The organism is Staphylococcus sp. FSL W8-1207 (assembly GCF_038003745.1).
Classification (GTDB): Bacteria; Bacillota; Bacilli; order Staphylococcales; family Staphylococcaceae; genus Staphylococcus; species Staphylococcus equorum.
Map to the genome: position 1 here is coordinate 451,704 of NZ_JBBOPU010000002.1, position 24,509 is coordinate 476,212.

A 24,509-nucleotide genomic window follows, 5' to 3' on the forward strand; every position below is an offset into this window, starting at 1 on the left:
TGGGTTCAAACTTATTTCACACAACATTCACATTCTAGATACATAAATTTGTAACTATTTTCTGTTTTTTTAAAATAAAAAAATGTACATAACATGAATTTGAAATTTATACTACTTAAAAACTTATATTTTAAACTAATAAATTAATCTTTAAAATATGTTATCAATTGAAATTACTTTTTTTCAAGATTAGTATGTGTAATGGATACAAAAGACACGTAGGAGGCTTTACTTTGAAAATTTCAAAAATAGTAAATGCAATGATTTTGGACATGGAAGATAACGAACCATTTTTAGGCACACTCATATTAAATGGCGGTGTCATCTCTGACATTGTGCCACAAGAAGATATTGTAGAGGATGACAGGGCACTAGACTTGGAACAACAATGGATTACACCTGGATTTATAGATACGCACAGTCACCCAACAGGCTATGGATCGACAAAATTAATGGTGAACTGTGCTGCTTCTGACATTTTAAACATTACGGACTTAATTAATAAATTTAATGACAATAAGGATAGCTTAACTAATAACGGATGGTTGATAGGTTACGGTTATAATGAAAAAGCTTTAGCCGAACAACGCCATCCTAATCGCTTTGATTTAGACCAAATTTCTCAAGATACTGCGATTGCGATTATGCATTACTCAGGTCATATGGCTACTGTAAATACAAAAGCACTGCAAATTATGGGGATTGAACTAACAGACGATAACCCAGAAGGTGGTTATTACGAACGAGATTCTGAGGGTTATGTCAACGGTGTGCTTATTGAATTGCCAGCGATTGTTAAATTAAGAGCAGCACTGCCTAAAGCTACAGCAGATAGTTTCGCTTATAGTATGAATTTAGCAATTGATGATTATGTAAAAAACGGTATAACGAATACTTCTGATTTACTCATCGGTGGTAATGGTTACACAGATTATGAAGGTATATTAACATTCTTAAACACACCTCAACGTATCCGTACACGCTGGGTAATTACGCATGAATTACTAGAAAAACATCCTGAATTTAAAGACGTACATGCCGAAACACTCGATCGCACTTTTCAACAACATAGTAACCGTATGAGTCATTTAGGCGGCGTAAAATTCTTTAATGACGGATCTATTCAATTACAAACTGCTTCTATAAGAGGTACTTACTTAGATGGCGCAACACCACCTGCACCTTTAATGTCACAATCAGTAATGACAGAAAAATTTAAACATTTTCAACAATTAGGCTTTAATATTATTACCCATGCAAATGGTGATTATGCAGCCCAATCTGTAATAGAAGCTTATAAAGATACAGCAATGTATAAAACGAACGCTTTACGCAATAGAGTTGAACATTTACAAACTGCAACGCGTTCAGATATTCAAGAAATGGCAGAGCATCATATTGGAGGCTCTTTCTTTATTAATTATGTTTATTATTTTGGTGACTTACACCGTGATGTCTTTTTAGGTAGCGATAAAGCAAACAATTTAGACCCAGTTAAATGGGCAGAAGATGAAAACATGCTGTTTACTTTGCATACTGATGCGCCAGTGACACCAATTTCTCCTTTGGAATCTATCCAGATTGCTGTTGATAGAAAAACTAAAAACGGTGATATACTTGGTGCCCACCAACGTTTATCTCGCAGCTCTGCATATAAAAAGATGACTGCAGATGCAGCGCGTTTGAATCATACAGAAGACTACGAAGGTACAATTAAAGTTGGTCATGTTGCAGACTTTGTCATACTGAATCGTAATCCACTAGAAGAAGATGTAACACTCGATAACAACTTAATTGAAGCAACGATTTGTGACGGTAAATTAGTCTATAAAAAATAATAGCATCACATGGCTTATGCATATTGTTTGAAAGACTTCTATGAGAATAGTATGCATCTAAAGACTACAGTCTCAAACCATATCTACAGAAAGCGTGCACTATAATACGAAACATTGATATAAAAAGGACATGTTGAATTTTGAGTTCAACATGTCCTTTTTAGTGATTTAACATTCATCAAAATTTTGACGAGTCGTCTGAGAGAACCACACGAATCGAAGACTGCAAGCTGAGTCAGTGTCCTAGACAAGTCAGTCTAAAATTTTAGGGGTTTAAGTCCTCACATATGAAGTAAGTTATTCATTATTATATTTCTCATTTAATTGATGGATTAGCCTTTTAAATTCAGCTTCTGATTTAAATTCAAAAGTGATGTGTCCTTTTTTATTATGTGTAGAAATAGAAACGCTTGAACCATATTGTTCTTTAAGTTGTCTTTCTTGTTGTTGAATAAACTTAGGTTTCGTAGCTACTTCTTGTGTTTTTTTCTTTGTACTTTTTTCATTATAATTTTCATTTACGTATTGTTCTAAATAACGAACACTCCAAGACTCCCGGGAGACTTGCTTGGCGATTTGACGCATTTTTTGTGCGTCTTTTACAATTAATAAGGTACGCCCATGAGCACCTGATAATGTACCTTCTCTGATCATATTCGATACGTCTTTAGGTAATTGTAACAAACGTAGCATGTTCGCAATATAAGGTCTAGATTTACTTAAACGCTCTGCAACTTCTTGTTGTGTTAGCTTTAAATCATCCATTAATTGACGATAGCTTTCTGCTTCTTCAATAACATTGAGATCTTCGCGTTGTAAGTTTTCAATAATGGCAAGTTCCATCATATCTTCATCAGATAATGCTTTAACAATTGCAGGCACTTCTGCTAACCCTGCTATTTTTGCCGCTCGGTAACGTCGTTCACCTACTACAATGTGATAACCTGTAATAGTCTTTCTTAATACGATAGGTTGTAAAATGCCGTGAAGTTTAATCGATTTTGCTAAGTCATTTAAACGTTCTTCATCAAATGTTTTACGTGGTTGATAAGGGTTTGCTTTAATAGTCGTGACTTTAACTTGTTGAATTTGAGCATCTTCTTCTAATTGCAATCTATGATCTTTTGAATTTTCGATTGTCATACACCTACTTTCATCATCAAATATCTCTTTACGTATATAATATATTCACAGTATATCATCACACTCATGACAGTAAATATACATAAAAAATAATTTGTTTAATCTAAATTTTCAGATAAGTTGTTGACAAAAAGGATTTTGGTGTGTAATCTAAGGTATATCAAATACGAATTGCACATACGAAACACAGTAATAGGGAAAGTAAAACTTACACTGCTGACACAGAGAGTCTTTGTTCGCTGAAAGAAGACACGGAAAGAAAGTTTGAAAATGGCCTTTGAGTGTTGATACCAATATGAGGTGTCAACGGGATCGCCCGTTATAGCGATACAGTATTAACATTTTGTTAAATGGCGTACTGGATTAAATCCACGCGTCGTATATTTCGTTAATACTCATTTTATTCATATAAGATGAGGTTTTTTAATTCCAACGAAGATACGATGTCACTATTCAGTCTCTGTTGCCTATTCAACAATTTGGCGTACTGGATAAGGTTACTTTAGTGATAGAGTAACAAACAAAGGTGGTACCGCGAGCTAAGCTTTCGTCCTTTATATCCGATTATTCGGGTGTAAAGGACGGAAGCTTTTTTTATTTTTAAAAGGAGGTTATCTATTATGAAAAATACTGAACTGGCACAAATTGCTTTGTCACAAGATCATACAGGCGCAGTTGCAAATCCAATCTATTTATCAACAGCATACCAACACCCTCACCTAGGCGAATCAACTGGTTACGACTATACAAGAACGAAAAATCCAACCCGCTCAGCATTTGAGGAAGCTTTTGCAAAACTAGAACGAGGTACTGCTTCATTTGCAACTTCAAGTGGTATGTCAGCCATTCAACTTATTTGTAATTTATTCAAAACTGGTGACGAAATATTGGTATCTTTTGATTTATACGGTGGCACATTTAGACTTTTTGATTTTTACGAGCAACAGTACGGTATTCATTTCAAATATGTAGACTTCCTTAATTATGAAGAAGTAGAACAAAGTATTACTGAAAATACAAAAGCACTATTTATAGAACCGATTTCTAATCCACAAATGATAGAAGTTGATATCGATCCGTACTATATCTTAAGTAAAAAATTCAATTTACTAACAATTATAGATAATACATTTTTAACACCTTATCTTTCAACGCCACTTGAGGATGGTGCAAACATCGTCTTACATTCTGCTACAAAATATATAGGTGGCCATAACGATGTACTTGCTGGCGTTGTCACAGTGAATGACGATGCACTAGCAGAACAATTAGCACAGTTACACAATATGATTGGTGCTACACTATCACCTTTCGATAGTTATTTACTACAACGTGGCTTAAAAACACTACACATCAGAATGGATCGTTCAGAATATAACGCTAAATTACTCGCAGAACGATGTAGTAACTTAGACGCAATTGATAAAGTACTTTATAGCGGACGTACTGGCATGTTGAGCTTACGTTTAAACAAAGCCTATAAAGCTGACAAATTCTTAGAACATTTAGAAGTTTGTTTATTCGCCGAAAGTCTCGGTGGTACTGAAACATTTATAACATTTCCATATACCCAAACCCATGTCGATATGCCAGATGAGGAAAAAGACAAACGTGGCATTGACGAACATTTACTTAGACTATCTATCGGAATTGAAAATTATGAAGATATTGAGAAAGACATCGTACAAGCATTACAAAAATCTAACCAAGGAGTGATTTCATGAGTTTATCAAAAGAGACAGAAGTAATATTCGATGCACATAGAGGTACAGATTATGATTCGGCGAACCCTCCTTTATATGATTCTTCTACGTTTCATCAAAAAGTGTTAGGTGGCAATGCAAAATACGACTACGCACGAAGTGGTAATCCTAATAGAGCATTATTAGAAGAAAAATTAGCCAAACTAGAAGGTGGCAGTCACGCATTTGCTTATGCTTCAGGTATCGCCGCAATTTCAGCAGTATTGCTTACGTTAAATGCTGGTGATCACGTTATTTTACCTGATGATGTTTATGGGGGTACATTCAGACTAACCGAACAGATATTAACACGTTTTAATATTCAATTTTCAACAGTAGATACGACAAACTTAAATGAGATAGAAGATGCGATACAAGACAACACAAAACTAATTTACGTAGAAACACCATCTAATCCATTATTCAAAATTACAGATATTAAAGGTGCAGCTCACATCGCAAAACAACATCAACTCTTACTCGCAGTGGATAACACATTTATGACACCGCTTGGTCAATCACCATTAGCACTTGGTGCAGATATCGTTGTTCATAGTGCAACGAAGTTCTTAAGTGGTCATAGCGACATTATTGCCGGTGTAGCGATTACCAATAATCAAAGCGTAGCAGATGCACTTTATTTATTACAAAATGGTACAGGCACAGCATTATCTGCTCACGATAGCTGGACTTTAGCAAAACATTTAAAAACGTTGCCAGTGAGATTCAATCAATCTGTGGAAAATGCGCAACAACTTTATGAATTTTTAGCTCAGCGTGATGAAATTGCTGAGGTATATTACCCGGGAAATGACGCCTTACATTTATCACAAGCGCGTCACGGTGGTGCAGTATTAGGCTTTAGATTAAAAGACGAAACCAAAGCACAAGCATTTGTAGACGCATTATCATTACCACTCGTATCTGTGAGTTTAGGTGGCGTAGAAACAATTCTTTCTCACCCAGCTACAATGTCACACGCAGCAGTGCCTAAAGAAGTACGCGAAGAACGTAACATTACATTCGGATTATTTAGATTAAGTGTTGGTTTAGAATCTGCGGATGAATTAATTTCAGATTTAAATTACGCAATTAAGGAGGCTTTCAATGAGTCAACTCATCGACAAACTGAAGAACAACATATTAGTAGCTGACGGCGCGATCGGCACCATTCTTTACTCTGAAGGTCTAGATACATGTCCTGAAGCTTACAACTTAACACATCCTGAGAAAGTAGCACATATCCATCGTTCTTATATTGAAGCTGGTGCAGATATTATACAGACCAATACGTATGGTGCAAACTTTGAAAAGTTAAAAGACTTTGGCTTAGAACATAAAGTGAAAGAAATTCATCAATCTGCTGTAAAAATCGCAAAAGAAGCTGCAAAAGATGACACATTCATCTTAGGTACTGTTGGAGGCTTTAGAGGCGTTAAACAAGAAGATTTAGGTCTATCTGCGATTCAGTATCATACAGAAATACAAGTAGATACTTTAGTAGAATCTGGCGTAGATGGTTTACTTTTTGAAACCTATTACGACTTAGAAGAACTTACAAATATTATAAAAGCGACAAAACGTAAACACAATATACCGATTATTGCCCAACTCACTGCTTTGAATACAAATTATTTAAGAGACGGTACAGAGATTAATACAGCGTTACAACAAGTAGCAGCAAGTGGTGCTGATATTGTGGGATTGAATTGTCATCATGGTCCCCATCATATGCAACAATCATTCTCACATATTGAATTACCAGAAGGCGCATACTTATCGTGCTATCCGAACGCAAGTTTGCTTGATATAGAAAACAGCCAATTTAAATACAGCGATAACGCCGAGTATTTTGGCAATGTCGCACAGAAGCTTATTAACGAAGGCGTTCGCGTCATTGGTGGTTGTTGCGGTACAACACCTGAGCACATTGAATTCATTAAATCATCTATAGATAATTTGAAACCTGTAACACAAAAAAATGTAATACCGATCACAAAATATACGAGTACTTCATCTAAATCAAAACAATCTCAGAATCTAACATCAAAAGTAAAACAACGTCCGACGATTATAGTTGAATTAGATACACCGAAACACTTAGATACAGATACATTTTTCAGAAATATCAAAAAACTTGATGACGCCAATATCGATGCGATCACCTTAGCAGACAATTCTTTAGCAACCGTAAGAATTAGTAATGTCGCTGCAGCAAGCATTATTAAACAACAATACGATATCGAACCATTAGTGCACATCACTTGTCGCGACCGTAACCTTATCGGATTACAATCTCATTTATTAGGGCTATCACTACTAGACATCAATGAAATATTAACCATCACAGGTGACCCTTCTAAGATTGGTAACTTACCTGGTGCTACAAACGTATACGATGTAAACTCCAAAGGTTTAACCGAAATTGCATCGCGTTTCAATCAAGGGATTAACACAGATGGTGATGCGCTGAAGACAAAGACAAACTTCAACATCGCAGGTGCCTTTGATCCAAATGTAAGAAAATTAGACGGTGCAGTAAAACGCTTAGAGAAAAAATTAGAGAGCGGTATGCACTACTTTATTACACAGCCGGTTTATAGTACTGAAAAAATTAAAGAAGTCTATGAAGCAACGAAACATTTAGATGTTCCTTTCTTTATCGGTATTATGCCAGTGACAAGTTATAATAACGCTTTGTTTTTACACAATGAAGTACCTGGTATTAAATTATCAGAAGAAGTGTTAGAACAATTTGAAGCCGTTAAAGATGATAAAGAAAAATCAAAAGAACTGAGCTTGAAACTATCCAAAGAACTGATTGACACAGTACATGAATACTTTAATGGTTTGTATTTAATTACACCATTCCAAAAAGCAGATTACACATTAGAACTTGCAGCTTATTCAAAATCAATTACTTCAACTAAACAGGAGGCAATATTATGACTATTAAAACATCAAACTTAGGTTTTCCAAGATTAGGTAGAAAAAGAGAGTGGAAAAAAGCAATCGAAGGTTACTGGTCTAAAAAATTAGATTTAGATACATTACATCAACAATTAACAGATTTGCATAAAGAAAATTTATTACTACAAAAAAATTACAATTTATCAAGTATTCCTGTCGGCGATTTTTCACTTTATGACCATATTCTTGATACATCTTTACTTTTTAATATTATTCCTGAACGTTTCCAAGGTAGAGACATAGATGATGATTTATTATTCGATATTGCTAGAGGTAATAAAGAACATGTTGCAAGTGCCTTAATCAAATGGTTCAACACAAACTATCACTATATCGTTCCAGAATGGGATCATGCCGAACCGAAACTTAATCACAATGTCTTATTAGAACGCTTTAATTATGCAAAATCTTTAAATGTAAACGCACATCCTGTCATTGTAGGTCCGATTACATTTGTTAAATTATCTAAAGGTGGCGACCAATCTTTCGAAGAAAAAGTAAACACACTGTTACCTTTATATAAAGAAGTACTACAATCACTAAAAGAAGCTGGTGCTGAATATATTCAAATCGACGAACCTGCATTAGTGACAGATGACAGCGCAGATTATGAAGCTATTACACAAGCAGCATATGAGTATTTCGCTGAGGCTGGTTTAGAAAATCATATCGTGATACAAACCTATTTCGAACGTGTTAATCTACAATTTTTAAACAGCTTACCTGTTAAAGGGCTTGGCCTAGATTTCGTTCATGACCATAACTTTAACCTTGAACAAATTAAAGCTGGCGATTTTGATAAAAACAAAACACTTTATGCAGGTATTATCGATGGTCGTAACGTTTGGGCTGCTGACATTGAAGCTAAAAAAGAACTTATCGACACGTTACAAAATTATACAAATGATCTTGTTATTCAACCATCAGCGTCATTATTGCATGTTCCTGTATCATTAGATGACGAAACACTTGAAGAATCAATTGCCGAAGGATTAAGTTTCGCAACTGAAAAATTAGACGAATTAGATGCCTTGAGACGCCTATTTAATGACAATGATGCTGAAAAATATAATCAATTAAAAGCACGCTATGAACGTTTCCAGAATCAATCATTTAAAAACCTTGAATACGATTTTGACAGCGTACGTACTTCAAGACAATCTGCTTTTAAAACGCGTAAACAAGCACAAGACAAACGTCTTAATTTACCAGATTTACCAACGACAACAATTGGTTCATTCCCACAATCTCAAGAAGTACGTAAATATCGTGCTGATTGGAAAAATGACCGCATATCAGATGAAAATTACCAATCATTCTTAAATAATGAGATTGCACGCTGGATTAAAATTCAAGAAGATATTGGTTTAGACGTCTTAGTACATGGTGAATTTGAACGTAATGATATGGTCGAATTCTTTGGTGAAAAACTACAAGGTTTCCTAGTAACTAAATTCGGTTGGGTACAATCATACGGATCACGTGCGGTGAAACCACCTATCATTTATGGCGATGTGAAATGGGCTGAACCACTTACAGTGAAAGAGACACTTTATGCACAAAGTTTAACAGACAAGCCTGTAAAAGGTATGCTCACTGGACCTGTCACAATTCTGAACTGGTCATTTGAACGTGTAGACTTACCGCGTGAAGAAGTACAAGATCAAATTGCGCTCGCTATTAATGAAGAAGTATTGGCACTTGAAAATGAAGGTATTCAAATTATTCAAGTAGACGAACCTGCTTTAAGAGAAGGTTTACCGCTTCGTTCAGAATATCACGAAGACTACTTAAACAAATCTGTGCATTCGTTTAAACTTGCAACATCTTCCGTGGCTGATGAAACACAAATTCATACACATATGTGCTATTCACAATTTGGACAAATCATACACGCAATCTACGACTTAGATGCAGACGTGATTTCTATTGAAACATCTCGTAGCCATGGTGACTTGATTAAAGATTTCGAAGATATTACTTACGATTTAGGTATTGGTTTAGGGGTATATGATATTCATAGTCCACGTATTCCGACTGAATCAGAAGTTACAGAAGCAATCCATCGTGCCTTACAAGAAATTGATCGTTCGTTATTCTGGGTCAACCCAGATTGTGGATTGAAGACACGTAAAGAAGATGAAGTAGTAGAAGCATTAAGTGTCTTAGTAAATGCCGTTGATAAGTTACGAAAATCAACAAATACAGCAACAGTATAACGATTAAAAATGGTGGTGATACACATGAGTTATCCATTATGGGAACAATTAGAACAATTAAAATCATCAAAGTGGGTCGATTTGACCCACACATTTGATGAAACCATTCCATGCTTCAGTGAGTTTGAACGCGCTAAAGTTTCTACCCTGTTTAACGTAGCAGACGATGGCTTTTATGTTCAAAATTGGAATATAGTAAGTCAGTACGGTACACATATTGATGCACCTATTCATTTTGTGGAAAACACACGCTATTTACATGAATTAGATTTAAAAGAACTCGCCCTACCACTTGTTGTTTTAGATTTTTCACAAGAAGTAGCAGAGAATGCAGATTTCATATTAACTCGCACACATGTCGAACAATGGGAATCAACGCATGGAACAATTGAACCCGGCACATTTGTCGCCTTACGCAGTGATTGGTCGAAACGTTGGCCAGACATCGAACAATTCGAGAATAAAGACAGCAATGGCAACCTCCATTTACCCGGTTGGGGCCTCGATGCTTTAAAATACTTGCTCGAAGAACGACAAGTCAAAGCCATTGGTCACGAAACATTTGATACAGATGCTTCGATAGATGTAGCCAAAAATGGTGATATCGTTGGTGAACGTTACGTCCTAGGACAAGATACATTCCAAGTTGAGCTGTTGACGAATTTAGATCAACTACCCACACGTGGTGCCCTTATTTACACGATTAGCCCTAAACCTAAAGACGCGCCAGGATTTCCTGTACGCGCATTCGCTATTACACCCTAATAGCTAAATCTTTAAGATATCATTAGATATACACGAGCACCCCAAACTTAAAACTCTAGCTATTATAATATAAAAGATATTAAGAAATTGAGCACTTCTTATATATCAACTTCTCCTTTTAAAAGATATAATTTATATCCCCTAAATCATTCCCTACCAAGAATGATTTAGGGGAATTTATTATGTGCATTTTTAAAGGTCATCCACTTAATGTGCATTTGTAACCACTTAGTTAGCAATACTGACCGCTTAATTAAACTATGTAGTATTTAATGCTAATATTTGTTTTACTTAACTTAACAGGAGGCGTTGCATATGAAGGTCAGAGTTAAATACAACAATGCATTATCCGAAGATGAAGTTATAATACAAGCTAATGAAAACGCAGAAAATTTGCCAGATATCGTGCAATACATCAAACAATTATCCAACCGAAAAACATTTACAGGCAAACATAATGATGAAATTCACTTTATCAAACAGCGAGATATTATATGTTTCAGGATGGAAAATAAAATACTAACCATCTATACATGGAATCAACACTTTACCCTGAACGAAAGATTATATACTATTAAAAAACAATTAAGTTCAAACTTCCTACAAATATCTAAATCAGAAATCATCAATATCGATTATATCGACCATTTGAAACTCAATAAAAACGGAACTATAGAAATTCGCTTTTCAAACGATGACTTCACATATTCTTCTAGAAGATACTTATCTATAATAAAGGAGGCTCTAAAACTATGAAAAGGTTAATACATGGTGCAACTATAGGTGTTTCGATTGGTACGATGATTTCGCTATTATTTTCTTTTATATTTTCGCATACGCAATTTATGCCTGTTTCTCCAATATCGACAATGGGACGATTTTACTATGAACACTTCACCGAGTTACAAATTATGCTGATATCTGTTCTAATATGGGCTTTCATCGGTGTCACATTTAGTTTGGGTGAACTGATATTCTCACATACCCGCCTCTCAATTTTTAAAAAGACGGTGATTCATTTTAGTGTAATGTTGATAGTGATGTTTCCTTTAGGTATATTAGCAGGTTGGTTTCCACTCCGAATCTCGGTCATCATCGTATTTATACTCATATATACAATGATTTACTTTGTTATTTGGTCTATTGAAAGTAGAAGAGCACAAAGAGATATAAATGAAATAAACAAGATCATTTCAGAGAATCAAAAACATTAATCCTATTTCAATTAATTAATAAAGTAATTCAATGATGTTATGATTTAAGGACATGATGTTTACACAAACCTCATACAATAAAAGAAGACGAGGTGAATGATTTGCAACTAAATGAAACCAATACTCCTTTTAACAAAGAACAATTGGCACTTATAAATCAACTTCTGCCAACATTATCTTCAAGTCAGCAACAATGGTTAGGCAGTTATTTAGTTAATCCTGAAACGCAGGATGATGAGGTGACACTATCAAACGCAACTGATAGTTCCGTAGCTGAACCTTTAGAAGTACATGTTCTATTTGGTACTGAAACAGGTAATGCTGAAGAAGTTGCCGATCAATTTGAAGCAAAATTAAAGGAACACAATTTAAATGTTCATTTGTCGGAGATGGATGATTTCCCGCTAGATGAACTGACAAATATAGATTACCTGTTTATCATATGTTCTACACAAGGCGTGGGAGAGCCCCCAATCAACGCGATAGATTTTCATGAGTTTATGCACAGTGATAAAGCCCCACGATTAGATGGATTAAACTTCTCTGTACTCGCATTAGGAGACGAAAGCTATCCAGATTTTTGTCAGGCAGGAAGAGACTTTGATGAAATCTTCGGAAAATTAGGCGGTCATCGATTAGCTGAAAGGGTAGATTGTGATTTTGATTTTGAAGAAGTAGCAGAACAATGGATTGCAGATATGCTAGAGCTATTAACCAACGTTTCGCCAAACACAGATGCAAATGATGTGATAGACGATGAAGTCACAATTGAAGAACCTCATGGTCAGTATTCCAAATCAAACCCATTTCAAGCTGAAGTAATACAAAATAATGTACTGACTGAAGCCAATGCAACACGCGAAGTCAGACATCTTGAATTATCTCTTGAAGGTTACAACGAATCATATGAGCCTGGAGATAGTTTAGTAGTAATACCTGAAAATGACCCTGCCCTTGTTGAACACTTTATCGATACTTTAGGTTGGGACGCTGAAACACTTGTTTATGTTGATAAAGATGAACAACCATTAACATTACAAGATGCGTTGACACATTACTTTGAAATTTCAAAAATAACACCTGCCCTAATGAAAAGTGCTGCTGAGTTATTTAGTAATCCAATGTTAAACGCAAATGTTCAAAAAAATGATTGGATTCAAGATTATATTTATGGTCGAGATGTCATCGACTTGATTAAAGACTTTACACCCGTATCACTTCAACCAAAAATGTTACCGCAATTATTAAGAAAATTACCACCAAGAGAATATTCAATCGCAAGCAGTAACAACGTTAATCCAAATCGTGTACAAATCACAGTACGTGTCGTGAAATATGAAGCGCATCGTCGTGAACATCTAGGCGTTTGTTCCGTTCAACTTGCTGAACGTACACAACCTGGTGATCATATGCCTGTTTATCTTAAAAAGAATCCAAACTTCAAATTTCCTTATGAAGAAACCACACCTGTCATTATGATTGGTGCTGGCACAGGCATCGCACCTTACAGAGCCTATCTACAAGAACGCGCACACTTAAATCTTAAAGGATCACAATGGCTTATTTTTGGTAATCAAAATTATAATACAGATTTCCTTTATCAGAGTGATTTAGAGGGCTGGCTGAGTGACGGTGTACTCGGTAAATTAGATTTAGCTTTTTCAAGAGATACTGAAACTAAAATTTATGTCCAACACCGTATTGAAGATAATAGTGCTGAATTTTATAAATGGATAACAGAGGGCGCTACGATTTATCTATGTGGAAATAAAGATGAGATGGCTTCAGGTGTCCATCAAGCATTAGTGAATGTACTGATTAAACATGGTAATTACAGCCAAGATAGTGCAGAAGACTATTTAAGAGATTTAATTAAAAATCAACGTTACCAACGTGATGTTTATTAGTATGTATGTACTATAGCCAAGAACAAAACAACATTAATTCATTTTCTGTTGTTTTCTAACAGCATAATTATCTAAGGTATTTGTAACTCAATTTCTTTTTGTTAAACAAGTCTGATACGATACTTTAAATCATAAACTTACCCAAAGGTAGCGTGATAAATATGGCTCAATGCGCAATCACTTATGACAATGCATTATTGCTTATTAAAAATGATGCACAAGGCCTTCATACAGCATTTAAATTAGAGGGCACTAACCCGATTTCAATAGCTCAAGATCCTTTAAATAGTAATATATTATATTGCGGCACGTTTGACCGTGGTTTATGGAAAAGTACCGACAAGGGTGATACATGGGCTCCAATAGGCACAAGGTTCACTTACAATAGCCCATTTAAGAAAGATGATATTCATATGACATCAATCACAGCAGTGACAGTGGTTGATACTGGTAAATCTTCTGGCACCGTAATTGTTGGCACGGAACCAAGTGCGCTTTTCATCTCCTATAATGAGGGACAAACATTTGAACTCCTTACAGATTTTGAACATATACAAGGTAAAAATCAATGGTTCTTCCCGCCTAGACCATTTACGCATCATGTAAAATGGTTTGATACTAATATTAAATCTCCCGGAACAATCAATTTAACTATTGAAGCCGGCGGATTTATTCAATCCAGAGATTATGGTCAACATTGGGAGCTCCCACGCACAGATCGTGTGCTACCTATAGATATTCATGTGCTTAAGAGCCATCCTGATTACCCAAATCAATTGTACGGCGTTTTAGGAGATGCCTTTTTAGAAGGTGGTAGAGATACATTTATTGAAAGCGATGATTATGGTCAAACATGGACGACATTCATTGATGGTATAAAATATAGATACGGCTATGGATTAGCGCTTAATTCTAACAATTCCAGTAATATTGTCATCGCTACATCGAACTCACCGTTTAACGCACATAATTATGATGATGACACGTTTTCAACGATTTACTATGTTGATAAAGAACATGAAAGTGCTTGGACAGAAGCTGATGAAGGTTTACCTGCACCAGAGGGCACCTTAATTTCAGCCATCTCCGAAAAGGATGGTATATTTTACATTGCTAATAATAAAGGGGTTTTCTATTCTGAAAGCGGTGGAAAAAGCTGGACATCATTAGCAATCGAATGGCCTGAATCACTTACACATCAACATGCACATCAATTTATCACTTTGAATTAAAACCATAATAAAATAACAAATCATAAATTAAAACCCCTTAAGCATTTATCTTACGCTTAAGGGGTTATTTATTACATATTCAAACTACGATTATCTTACATATTCAAAAATGCCAGCAGCACCCATGCCAACGCCAATACACATCGTAACCATTCCGTATTTCGTATCTGGCTGTTTCTTCATTTCAGAAAGTAGTCTGCCTACTAACATCGCGCCTGTTGCGCCAAGCGGATGCCCTAGTGAAATTGCACCACCATTAACATTGGTTTTCTCCATATCTAAACCTGTTTCTCTAATGGAAGCTAATGTTTGAGATGCAAATGCTTCGTTTAACTCAACTAAATCAATATCTTTAACATCCAAGTTTGCTAATTTCAATGCTTCTGGAATAGCATACGCTGGACCAATACCCATTAACTTAGGATCTACACCCACAGCTTTAAAGCCAACAAAGCGTGCGATGGGTTTCACGCCTAATTCTTTTACTTTTTCACCAGACATGACTACGACAAACCCTGAACCATCTGTTAAGGGTGCCGAGGAGCCTGCGGTCACTGTACCGTTAGCCTTAAACACTGTAGGTAATTTAGCTAAAGTTTCCTTATTTGTATCTGGTCTGATTAATTCATCGTCTTTAAATACTTCTTTCGAAACGACTGGACCATTTTGATCATAAGTGACTTTATTCACTTCAATCGGTATAATTTCGTCATCAAATTTACCTTCTTGTTGTGCTTTTGTAGCACGTTGATGACTCTGTACTGCATATGCATCTTGGTCTTCTCTAGACACATTGTAAGTTTCTGCTACCATTTCTGCAGTTAGTCCCATTGGATAAGAAACACCTGAATCTTCATCTTGCAGAATCGGGTTGTTTGTTGGTTCATTACCACCCATTGGTACTGCACTCATCAATTCAATACCGCCTGCTACAAGGATGTCTGCTTGATTCGCGTTAATCTGGTTTGCTGCATGCGCAATCGTTTGAAGGCCTGATGAACAGTAACGGTTAACCGTTTGTCCTGGTACTTCGTTTGGCATGCCTGCAAGTAATGCAATTGTTCTTGCAATGTTCTGTCCTTGTAAGCCTTCTGGAAATGAATTGCCGACGATAACGTCTTCTACCATACTAGGATCAAATGAACCTCCAACTCTTTCCAATACACCTTTTAATACTTTTGCTGCCACTTCATCTGGTCTTTCGTGAGCCATTGCCCCATTCTTTGCCTTACCAGCTGCTGAACGTCCATAAGCTACAATATATGCATCTCGCATTTAAGTTCACCCTTTCTTTTTACTCTCAACTATTAATTACGTAATGGTTTTCCTTTTTCTAACATGTGTGAAATTCTGTCATACGTTTTTTTATTTTGTAAAAGCTCTAAAAATCTTTCTTTTTCAAGTGTCTGTAAATATCTTTGATTCACGTATGTGTTACGAGGAATGTCACCGCCTGCTAATACTTCTGCCACTTTCAACGTAATTTCATAATCGTAGTCACTGATAAAGTTACCCATACGTTGTGCATCTAACTGACCTTCAGCTAATGCCTTAAAGTCTTTGCCTAAAGCAATATATTGTGATTTTGGTGTAGGTACATAATTAGTTTCTGATTCGTAACGCGCTCTATTTAATGCAACTTCAACACGTCTTTCAGTATTCAATATTACAGTATCCGTCTCTCTCAAATAACCATATTTCACTGCTTCATATGCATTTGTAGAAACTTTTGCGAAACCAACTTGCATTAATATTTTAGTAATTGAATCTTGTTTATCATTGTTTTTATGATTTGTGCGCAATACTCTATCCGTTAATTCTGCGAGTCCACCACCAGCTGGTAGTAAGCCTACGCCTGTCTCAACAAGACCAATATAAGATTCACTTGCAGCTACCACAAATGGTGAATGAAGTACAAGTTCGCAACCGCCACCTAAGGCTCTACCTTGAACTGCAGTAACAACTGGTTTCAACGCATGTTTCAGTCTAGTGAATATATAATGAAGTTTTTCGACCATGGCGCCTACTTCTGATACCACTTGGTTTTCTTCATGTGCTTTTTTCATTTGATACAAATTCGCACCGACACTAAAGTTGTTGCCGCCTGCATAGATGACCATGCTACTATAGTCTTCATCTTCTAATTTGTTAATTGATTCTAATAAATCATCAAGGAATCCGCCAGTAATCACATTATTTTTACTTTGTAATTTTAAAAGTAATTGATCTTTATTCGCCACAGATAAGTTAGAATCTGCTCTTTCCCAAATTTCTTGATCAATATACTCTGCGACTGGTGTAACACGTTCAATAGATTCACCTTCACTGTAGAATGGTTCATTGCGTTGCTCTATCCAATCTGGAAGTGATCCTAATTCTTCTTTCATGCGTGACTTCACACGTTCGAAGCCCATTAAGTCCCACAATTGGAATGGTCCTTGTTTCCAGTTAAAACCCCATACTAATGCGCGATCAATATCTTTAAAATCAGTTGCCGCTTTCGGCACGTTAATCGCTGAATAATAGAAATTATTTCTCAATGTTTCCCATAGAAATATGCCTGCATCATCTTGTGCATTAAAGATAACGTCTAAGTTAGAAGCCAAGTCTTTATTAAACTTGCCTAAAATCTCTAATTGTGGTGGTTGCGGTGGCACATAATCATTTTGCTCTGCATCAAAGACGAAACGCTTTTTATCTACTTTTTTATAAAATCCTTGTTTCGTTTTATTACCTAATGCACCTTTTGCCGCTAATTTTTCCGAAAGTTTTACATCGTGGAAAAATGGTTGTTCATCTGGAACGCTTTGCATACCTTTAATTACGGTCATAGCAATATCAAGACCAACTAAATCTGATAAACCATACGTTCCCATTTTTGGTCGTCCAATACTACGGCCAGTTAAAGCATCCACTTCTGTAATAGAAAAATCTTGGTTTTCAGCTCTGTACATAATGTCATTCATCGTTTGTGTACCAACACGGTTAGCCACAAATCCTGGGACATCATTTGCAACAATGACACCTTTCCCTAATACATCTTCTGCAAATGCTTGTACGCGTTCCACTACCGCTTCAGACGTTTTTTCATTTGGAATTACTTCGACTAATTTCATAATGCGTGGTGGATTAAAGAAATGCATTCCGAAAAAGCGTTCTTTATCTTTTCCTTCAAATACATCTGCAATCGACTCTATTGGAATACCTGATGTGTTCGTCGCAAATATAGCATCATCTTTTGCTACCTTTTTCACTTTATCCCAAACATTATGCTTAATATCCACTTCTTCTTTTACTGCTTCAATATAAATGTCAGCGTCATCTTGCTCAACTAAATCTTCATTAAAGTTGCCATAAGATAAATTTGAGGCAAAGGCTAAGTCAAATAGCTGTGGACGCTTTGGATTAGTTATTACTTCATAAGCTTTTTTGGAAATTTTATTAGGTTCATTCTCATCAATCACAATGTCTAATAATTTTACTTTTAAACCTGCGTTGACAAGGAGCGCAGCGATTTGACTACCCATCGTGCCTGCACCTAACACAGTTGCTTTTCTTATCGTCATACTAAAACCTCCAAATTGTTTTTTCTATATCTTCAATCGTTCATATTTTATATTAAATAAATGCTGAGTCTCCCGTGATTGCTCTTCCAATTACAAGTGCATTGATTTCATGTGTGCCTTCATATGTGTAAATCGCTTCAGCATCTGCAAAGAATCTTGCAATATCGTACTCTCCTGCTAAAATACCATTTCCACCATGCACACCACGGCCCATTGATACTGTTTCTCTTAATCTCAGTGCATTCATCATTTTAGCTGTTGAAGTTGCCACTTCATCATATTCACCTTTTGCTTGCATACGTGCAAGTTGCGCACATGTCGCCATTGCTTGAGCTAGATTGCCTTGCATCATAGCTAATTTCTCTTGAATTAATTGGAACTTACTAATTTCCTTACCAAATTGTTTACGTTGCGTTACATAGTCTGTCGTAGCTTTTAATGCGCCTGCCATCGCTCCTGTAGCCATGTACGCCACGCCTGCACGAGTAGAATATAATACTTTCGCAATGTCTTTAAAGCTATTAATATTTTGCAGCCTTTGTTCTTCTTTCACGACCACATTTTTCAGACGAATTTTGGCGTTAGGAACGATACGGAGTGCAATTTTATTTTCAATAAGTTCGATTTCCACGCCTTCTTGACTAGGCTCGACAATAAAGCCTTTAGGTTTACCAGTATCTACATCTACTGCGTATACTGGCATAACGTCGGCTACATTTGCACCACCAATCCATTTTTTCTCACCATTAATAACCCATTGATCGCCCTCACGTTTCGCAGTAGTTTCTAATCCACCCGCGACATCAGAGCCATGTTCCGGTTCTGTTAATGCAAAGCACGTACGTAATTCGTGTGATTGTAATTTGGGTAAATAATAGGCTTGTTGCTCTTTACTACCACCAAACCAAAATGAATTATGACCTAAGCCTTGATGTACACCGAGTAATGTCGCTAAAGAAACATCAAATTTGGCTATTGTGTATGACATAAAGAATTGGAATAGTTGACTAGGTGTTTTTTCTCCTTCACGTCCTTCAAATAGTAACGGATTTTGGAAATAGTTTAATTTACCCAATTCTTCAAAATAGTCTTCTGGCTCAGTCGCATTTAACCAATGCTCATTAACTGAGTCTCTATATTTTTCTTCTAACATATCATTAAGCTGTTTTAATAATTTAACTTCTCCTTCAGTTAAATCTTTTGCAATACTTAAAATATCCTCTGGATATAATGCTTTGATTACTTCTTCTTTTGTTGGCATAATTAAAACCTCCACTTTAATGTTAACGCTTACAAAGATTGTCAAAAAATTTATAGTTATTATTTTAAAATATTTATAAAAGCATAAGTTATTTAAGCTAATTCATCATCTTGTTGACGCGCTTTGTCAGCTTTATTATTCATCTTCTTCTGTAACTCTAGCTTATCTGGTTTTGAAGTTGAGTTCAGCGGAATATTTGTTAATTTTAAATACATTCTCGGAATCTTATACCCAGCTAAGTGTTCTCTCATGTGTGCGTCTAATTTTTGTTCAAAGTCTGAATCATCTTCAGTCAATACCACTGCTGCTGAAACAGATTCTCCATATTTAGGACTTTCATAGCTCACTACCACACCTTGTGCTACTAATGGATGTGTTGATAAGACCGCTTCTACTTCAGAAGGCAGCACATTTTCACCACCAGTGATAATCATTTCTTTACGTCTATCAACGATATAGATATCACCGTCTTCATCTATTTTTGCTAAATCTCCTGTTAAGAAATATCCATCTTTGAAATTTTTCGCTGTTTCTTCTGGTTTCTTCCAATAACCTGGTGTAACATTGTTACCTTTAACAGCTAATTCGCCAATTTCTCCAGTTTGTATATCTTCAAATTCATCATTTAAAATACGATAGTCCACAAACATGACAGGCTGCCCAATACTACCAGGTTTTTCAGCGCCATTTTCTGGCGTGTTAACCATTGTTAGTGGCGCTTCCGTCAAACCGTAACCATTAACGATAGATAGGCCCATACTGTTAAATTTCTTTTGCACAGCAGGTAGTGGTGCTGACCCACCTTGAAGTAAGAATTCAATGTTATCGAAGTTTTTAAGATCAAAATTCTCTGCAACTAACATTGCATAATACATCGTTGGTATCTGTATTAAATAATTTGGTTTGTAATGTGCCATGAGATCATTTAATGCTTCACCATTGAAGTAGCGTTGTATAATCAGTGTGCCGCCTGCCATTAGCAATGGTAACGTCAAATCGTTAAAGCCTAATACATGAAACATTGGTGTCGAAACAATCGTCTTATACGTAGAATTTATTTTATAAGTGAGCGCCGTATTTATTGGATTATTGACGAAAGTTTCATACGTAAACATAACGCCTTTAGGTAATCCTGTTGTACCACTTGTGTACATTAACGCTGCTAAATCATCTTTTTCTACATGTACCGTTTTGAATGGACGGTGATTGTTTGGATCGACCATATCATCATATTGTTTTGAATCGACATCCATATGAATGAGTTCGTCTGCGATTCCCTCTAAACTTGATAAATGCTTTTGTGAATAAAAAATTAATTTTACATCAGAATCTTGAATCACGCTTTCAATTTCCTGTGTTTTCAAACGCCAATTCATCGGTAAATATACTGCACCTATTTTAAATGTAGCGAATAATAAATCCAGAATAGCTACATCGTTTGGTGAGAAAATACCAACGACATCCCCACGTTCTATACCTTGATCTTGTAAATGATTTGCTAAGTTCTCTGCACGTTTATTTAAATCTTGATATGTCCATTCAGTACCTTTAAATGGATCGATAATTGCTGGCTTTTCCTCATCAAATACTGCTCTCGTTTTAATCCAGTCGTAATTCATATTTTTCTCCCCCTTATTTTAAATACGATCTTCCGACTTAATTACCTGAGACAGACCTCCCCATGTTTTTTGATAAATATCATTCTGTGTTATGTTAATCTCGTCAGAAATGATTGGTTGAAACTCCATATTTGCTAAAATATCTCGCTCTAAATCTAAACCAGGTGCAATTTCAATTAATTTAATACCTTTGTCCGTCAGTTCAAACACTGCGCGTTCAGTAACAAAATAAACTTCCTGTGCTAATTTTCGTGCATTTTCAACATTAAAATCTATGTTGCCAACTTCTTTTACAAATTTAGGTGACTTACCTTGTGTTTCCACTTGGGCTTCACCGTTCACAAAATTTAGTTGACCCCCAACAACCATTGAAGCTGAAAAAACAATCCTTTTAACTGATTGGCTAATATCAATAAAACCACCACACCCATTCATTTTGTCTCCGAACTTAGACACATTAACGTTGCCATATTGATCCACTTCAGCAAAGCTTAGGAATGCGACATCTATGCCATCGTTATAGATAAAATCCCATGTTAACTCGTGTCTCATGCGTGCACTTAGATTGTAGTTCATACCAAAGTAATTACCGCTACTAATTAAGCCACCAAAAACGCCTGTATCTATATTCGTTTGAACTAAATGATTGGCCTGCTCCTCTTCTAAAACATTCGACAATTCATTATTAATGCCAAAACCAATACTGATTACATCTCCTTCAAGTAAATATTGAGCTGCACGTCTCAAAATCACTTTACGGGTACCTAATGCTATATATGGCTCTCGCATTTCAGTAATCTGATAATGTCCTGAAAGTGCTGGTTCATATTGTGTTTGGACAACCTGTCTGTGATATTTCGGATTGCTATTAACTACAACGTAATCTACAAGTTTACCCGGAATAAATACATCACTCGGATTGAAACGCCCACTTTGGATGACTGCTTTCACTTGCACAATCACTTTACCTTTATTCTTATGTGTAGCTGCTGCAACACTGTAACCCTCTCCAAGATGTGCTTCATGCGTCATATAAATATTACCTTCTGTATCGGCATATGTACCTCGTAACAATGCGACATCAATTTCTGGAAAATCATAATTTAAATATGTTTCTCCGTTGATTTCAATTAAAGATACTAGATCCTCTGTCGTACGCGTATTTACTTTGCCACCAGAATATCTAGGATCAACATTGGTATTCAGCCCAATCTTAGTAATTGTTCCTGGTGAAGCAGATGTTTGACTACGATAATGCGTCGTAATTACACCTTGAGGCACGTAATAGGCTTCAATATCATTATTGCGCATTGCATTGATAGTCTTAGGTGAACCAGTAATAATACTTGTGATTAATCGTTTGATCATACCCCTTGATACAAAAGAATCTAAATCATAACTGTCGCCACGATAATCACTAATATCGTTTGCCAACATAAAGGTGAAGGCTTTAGGCGTTTGATGCTCATCATATTGATCGACTAATGTTTTGAGAATCTCAGCTGGTAAGTTAGCCGTTGATAATGCTGCTAGGGCTATCACATCACCTTCATTAATGATGTCTTTCAAATCTGAAAACGGAATAATTTTCATACTTGCGACTCCTATCTTTGTTTAATCCGGCTATTTTATCTATCATTTTCCCCTTGAATAATCTCTCCCTTTTTAATAAATGTAAGCCCTTACATGTAATATACCATTATTATTGAAAATTATGCAAAAATTCTTTATTTTACATAGTAAATTAATAAATAAAACAGATAATGGCGGGCATAAATTAGCGAATTAAAAATCCCTTCAAAATCCACACTTTTTCAGCGCACACCTTGAAGGAACACATACTTTTATAAGATTGTAGTACTTTTTAGGTCAGCATATATTAAAAATATTAGCATGATGCTTAGTTTAATAAGGTTTCTATGCTTTTAATCTTTATTTAACAATTAATACTGGGACAGAACTTCTTTTAGCAATCTTATGCGTAACATCTCCTAAAACGTGTTTAATATTCAAACTCACTCTATGATTACTCATAATTACTAAATCGTATTCACCTTTATCTGTATCGCCAGAAGTAATTTTGTCTAAGATTGTATCTTTAACAGGTCCAAAATCAATATCTACTTTATATTGAACCTTTTTTTCATCTAATTCGTGTAAAAATGGAGCAAGGCTGCTTTCTTTTTCTCTAATAATATCACTTTTTTGTTCAATATAATTTTCTAAATTAGTTGCAAAATTAGCTTCTTCAACAACATGATAAACTGTAACAATTGAATCTGTATCAACCATTTTTGCTAAATGGTCAGGAATCGCACTAAAATCATTTTCAAAATCATAGGGTAATAATATATTTTTAAACATATACACTAACCTCCTAGTGGCAAGTATTTAGTTACTATTACTTATATAATACCCTCAAAAATGTTTTTTAATTTAGTAACAACAAATGCCAACTAATTGGATTAGAGAGAAAAATTCAAAAATAGTGGGGGCCAAAAGCATGAAAATAAAAAACTAGGTAATCTCCTATAGCATTCAGGAAATTACCTAGTTTTTCGTTACGTTCCTAATTTAATGATGTCGTTCCTTGTAAAATGAACTGTTTTTTTATGTTATTTTTTCACTTTCATTCTTTTGAATCCTTTTATAATCAGCGGATAGACCAAAGCTAAAATAGTCATCAATGTTAACACGAGACTAATTGGGGATCCCCAAAATATATCTCCTACATTGTTATTACTCACTATCAAGCTTTTACGAAAATTCTGCTCCATATCTGAACCTATAATTGCTGCTAAAATCAAAGGCGCAAGCGGAAAGTCTAATAATTTCATAACTAAACCAATAATACCGAAAATAATTAAAATGTAGAAATCAGTGATACTATAACCTAATGTGTATGTACCGATAAACGCTAGCACCAAAATAAGCGGATATAAAACTTTTGGGGGTGTACGTAATATCTTGAGTAGTAACCCTATTAAAGCAATGTTCAAAATGACTAAGAATATATTACCAATAAATATACTG

General features: G+C 35.5%; 18 protein-coding genes and 1 other annotated feature. Of the genes, 10 read left to right on the top strand and 8 right to left on the bottom strand.

The window, feature by feature from the left end; translation table 11 throughout:
- Positions 1–233 precede the first annotated feature (233 nt).
- Positions 234–1,838, top strand: coding sequence for an amidohydrolase (locus tag NSR03_RS11825; protein ID WP_069821196.1), 1,605 nt, complete (start codon positions 234–236; stop codon positions 1,836–1,838).
- A gap of 297 nt (positions 1,839–2,135) precedes the next feature.
- Here NSR03_RS11825 and NSR03_RS11830 read toward each other — a convergent pair whose 3' ends face one another.
- Positions 2,136–2,981, bottom strand: a complete 846-nt coding sequence (locus NSR03_RS11830; protein WP_021339285.1) for a ParB/RepB/Spo0J family partition protein — start codon at positions 2,979–2,981, stop codon at positions 2,136–2,138.
- 180 nt (positions 2,982–3,161) lie between these two features.
- Positions 3,162–3,539 (top strand) — a binding site (T-box leader).
- Positions 3,540–3,601: 62 nt separating this feature from the next.
- Here NSR03_RS11830 and NSR03_RS11835 point away from each other — a divergent pair.
- From NSR03_RS11835 to NSR03_RS11875, 9 genes are all read left to right on the top strand, one after another.
- Positions 3,602–4,705: a PLP-dependent transferase gene (locus NSR03_RS11835; RefSeq protein ID WP_069821197.1), complete on the top strand. Its 1,104-nt coding sequence runs from the start codon at positions 3,602–3,604 to the stop codon at positions 4,703–4,705.
- Entirely contained in the window at positions 4,702–5,877 is a 1,176-nt protein-coding gene (gene metC, locus NSR03_RS11840) for a cystathionine beta-lyase MetC (protein WP_021339286.1), read from the top strand. The genes NSR03_RS11835 and metC overlap by 4 nt, the downstream gene beginning before the upstream one ends.
- Positions 5,831–7,672: a bifunctional homocysteine S-methyltransferase/methylenetetrahydrofolate reductase gene (locus NSR03_RS11845; RefSeq protein WP_069821198.1), complete on the top strand. Its 1,842-nt coding sequence runs from the start codon at positions 5,831–5,833 to the stop codon at positions 7,670–7,672. The genes metC and NSR03_RS11845 overlap by 47 nt, the downstream gene beginning before the upstream one ends.
- Positions 7,666–9,912, top strand: a complete 2,247-nt coding sequence (metE, locus tag NSR03_RS11850) for a 5-methyltetrahydropteroyltriglutamate--homocysteine S-methyltransferase (protein WP_031266001.1) — start codon at positions 7,666–7,668, stop codon at positions 9,910–9,912. Before NSR03_RS11845 ends, metE begins: the two co-directional genes overlap by 7 nt.
- 24 nt (positions 9,913–9,936) lie before the next feature.
- Complete coding sequence (locus tag NSR03_RS11855; protein ID WP_002511910.1) at positions 9,937–10,677, top strand: cyclase family protein; 741 nt, start codon at positions 9,937–9,939, stop codon at positions 10,675–10,677.
- A 315-nt stretch (positions 10,678–10,992) separates the two neighbouring features.
- On the top strand, positions 10,993–11,433 hold the full coding sequence (locus tag NSR03_RS11860; RefSeq protein WP_064783289.1) for a LytTR family DNA-binding domain-containing protein: 441 nt from the start codon (positions 10,993–10,995) through the stop codon (positions 11,431–11,433).
- Positions 11,430–11,891 (top strand): DUF3021 domain-containing protein, encoded by a 462-nt coding sequence (locus NSR03_RS11865; protein ID WP_002506156.1) that lies wholly within the window; start codon positions 11,430–11,432, stop codon positions 11,889–11,891. The genes NSR03_RS11860 and NSR03_RS11865 overlap by 4 nt, the downstream gene beginning before the upstream one ends.
- Positions 11,892–11,992: 101 nt before the next feature.
- Positions 11,993–13,798: an assimilatory sulfite reductase (NADPH) flavoprotein subunit gene (locus NSR03_RS11870; RefSeq protein WP_069821199.1), complete on the top strand. Its 1,806-nt coding sequence runs from the start codon at positions 11,993–11,995 to the stop codon at positions 13,796–13,798.
- A 161-nt stretch (positions 13,799–13,959) separates the two neighbouring features.
- Positions 13,960–15,030: a hypothetical protein gene (locus tag NSR03_RS11875; RefSeq protein WP_002511909.1), complete on the top strand. Its 1,071-nt coding sequence runs from the start codon at positions 13,960–13,962 to the stop codon at positions 15,028–15,030.
- Positions 15,031–15,120: 90 nt separating this feature from the next.
- Here the strand turns inward: NSR03_RS11875 and NSR03_RS11880 are convergent, their stop codons facing one another.
- The 7 genes from NSR03_RS11880 to NSR03_RS11910 all read right to left on the bottom strand — a co-directional run.
- Entirely contained in the window at positions 15,121–16,305 is a 1,185-nt protein-coding gene (locus tag NSR03_RS11880; RefSeq protein WP_002506159.1) for a thiolase family protein, read from the bottom strand.
- 32 nt (positions 16,306–16,337) lie between these two features.
- Complete coding sequence (gene fadB / locus NSR03_RS11885; protein WP_002506160.1) at positions 16,338–18,596, bottom strand: 3-hydroxyacyl-CoA dehydrogenase/crotonase FadB; 2,259 nt, start codon at positions 18,594–18,596, stop codon at positions 16,338–16,340.
- Between the two features lie 52 nt (positions 18,597–18,648).
- Positions 18,649–19,857, bottom strand: coding sequence for an acyl-CoA dehydrogenase FadE (fadE, locus tag NSR03_RS11890; RefSeq protein ID WP_002511908.1), 1,209 nt, complete (start codon positions 19,855–19,857; stop codon positions 18,649–18,651).
- A 92-nt stretch (positions 19,858–19,949) separates the two neighbouring features.
- Positions 19,950–21,476, bottom strand: a complete 1,527-nt coding sequence (fadD, locus tag NSR03_RS11895) for a long-chain-fatty-acid--CoA ligase FadD (protein WP_069821200.1) — start codon at positions 21,474–21,476, stop codon at positions 19,950–19,952.
- An 18-nt stretch (positions 21,477–21,494) separates the two neighbouring features.
- Entirely contained in the window at positions 21,495–23,069 is a 1,575-nt protein-coding gene (gene fadX, locus NSR03_RS11900; protein ID WP_069821201.1) for a fatty acid degradation protein FadX, read from the bottom strand.
- 339 nt (positions 23,070–23,408) lie between these two features.
- On the bottom strand, positions 23,409–23,840 hold the full coding sequence (locus NSR03_RS11905; RefSeq protein ID WP_002511906.1) for a universal stress protein: 432 nt from the start codon (positions 23,838–23,840) through the stop codon (positions 23,409–23,411).
- A gap of 251 nt (positions 23,841–24,091) precedes the next feature.
- Positions 24,092–24,509: tripartite tricarboxylate transporter permease (locus NSR03_RS11910; protein WP_285328661.1), on the bottom strand; the 418-nt coding region annotated here is incomplete at its 5' end.

Excerpts from the sequence above, each read along its gene's own strand:
- NSR03_RS11830 (WP_021339285.1), bottom strand. The coding sequence starts at position 2,981 with ATGACAATCGAAAATTCAAAAGATCATAGATTGCAATTAGAAGAAGAT.
- NSR03_RS11835 (WP_069821197.1), top strand. The coding sequence starts at position 3,602 with ATGAAAAATACTGAACTGGCACAAATTGCTTTGTCACAAGATCATACA.
- metC (WP_021339286.1), top strand. The coding sequence starts at position 4,702 with ATGAGTTTATCAAAAGAGACAGAAGTAATATTCGATGCACATAGAGGT.
- NSR03_RS11845 (WP_069821198.1), top strand. The coding sequence starts at position 5,831 with ATGAGTCAACTCATCGACAAACTGAAGAACAACATATTAGTAGCTGAC.
- NSR03_RS11855 (WP_002511910.1), top strand. The coding sequence starts at position 9,937 with ATGAGTTATCCATTATGGGAACAATTAGAACAATTAAAATCATCAAAG.
- NSR03_RS11860 (WP_064783289.1), top strand. The coding sequence starts at position 10,993 with ATGAAGGTCAGAGTTAAATACAACAATGCATTATCCGAAGATGAAGTT.
- NSR03_RS11865 (WP_002506156.1), top strand. The coding sequence starts at position 11,430 with ATGAAAAGGTTAATACATGGTGCAACTATAGGTGTTTCGATTGGTACG.
- NSR03_RS11875 (WP_002511909.1), top strand. The coding sequence starts at position 13,960 with ATGGCTCAATGCGCAATCACTTATGACAATGCATTATTGCTTATTAAA.
- NSR03_RS11880 (WP_002506159.1), bottom strand. The coding sequence starts at position 16,305 with ATGCGAGATGCATATATTGTAGCTTATGGACGTTCAGCAGCTGGTAAG.
- fadB (WP_002506160.1), bottom strand. The coding sequence starts at position 18,596 with ATGACGATAAGAAAAGCAACTGTGTTAGGTGCAGGCACGATGGGTAGT.
- fadE (WP_002511908.1), bottom strand. The coding sequence starts at position 19,857 with ATGCCAACAAAAGAAGAAGTAATCAAAGCATTATATCCAGAGGATATT.
- fadD (WP_069821200.1), bottom strand. The coding sequence starts at position 21,476 with ATGAATTACGACTGGATTAAAACGAGAGCAGTATTTGATGAGGAAAAG.
- fadX (WP_069821201.1), bottom strand. The coding sequence starts at position 23,069 with ATGAAAATTATTCCGTTTTCAGATTTGAAAGACATCATTAATGAAGGT.
- NSR03_RS11905 (WP_002511906.1), bottom strand. The coding sequence starts at position 23,840 with ATGTTTAAAAATATATTATTACCCTATGATTTTGAAAATGATTTTAGT.